The organism is Klebsiella sp. CN_Kp106 (assembly GCF_040064575.1).
GTDB lineage: Bacteria > Pseudomonadota > Gammaproteobacteria > Enterobacterales > Enterobacteriaceae > Klebsiella > Klebsiella michiganensis.
Genome location: NZ_JBEAIG010000033.1, coordinates 1 through 823, shown reverse-complemented (window position 1 = coordinate 823; position 823 = coordinate 1). Strand labels below are relative to the sequence as shown.

1 rRNA gene is annotated in these 823 nt (G+C 52.0%); it reads left to right on the top strand.

Features of this window, described 5'->3' with window-relative positions:
• A 23S ribosomal RNA gene (locus ABLU96_RS11500) occupies positions 1–823 on the top strand; the annotation flags it as partial.

Here is an 823-nt window from a genome sequence, read left to right as displayed (position 1 = left end):
GACGGTTGTCCCGGTTTAAGCATGTAGGCGGATGTTCCAGGTAAATCCGGAACGTTACTAACGCTGAGGTGTGATGACGAGGCACTACGGTGCTGAAGTGACAAATGCCCTGCTTCCAGGAAAAGCCTCTAAGCATCAGGTAACATCAAATCGTACCCCAAACCGACACAGGTGGTCAGGTAGAGAATACCAAGGCGCTTGAGAGAACTCGGGTGAAGGAACTAGGCAAAATGGTGCCGTAACTTCGGGAGAAGGCACGCTGATGGTAGGTGAAGTGACTTGCTCATGGAGCTGAAATCAGTCGAAGATACCAGCTGGCTGCAACTGTTTATTAAAAACACAGCACTGTGCAAACACGAAAGTGGACGTATACGGTGTGACGCCTGCCCGGTGCCGGAAGGTTAATTGATGGGGTTATCCGTAAGGAGAAGCTCTTGATCGAAGCCCCGGTAAACGGCGGCCGTAACTATAACGGTCCTAAGGTAGCGAAATTCCTTGTCGGGTAAGTTCCGACCTGCACGAATGGCGTAATGATGGCCAGGCTGTCTCCACCCGAGACTCAGTGAAATTGAACTCGCTGTGAAGATGCAGTGTACCCGCGGCAAGACGGAAAGACCCCGTGAACCTTTACTATAGCTTGACACTGAACACTGGTCCTTGATGTGTAGGATAGGTGGGAGGCTTTGAAGTGTGGACGCCAGTCTGCATGGAGCCATCCTTGAAATACCACCCTTTAATGGCTGGTGTTCTAACGTGGGCCCCTGATCGGGGTTGCGGACAGTGTCTGGTGGGTAGTTTGACTGGGGCGGTCTCCTCCTAAAGA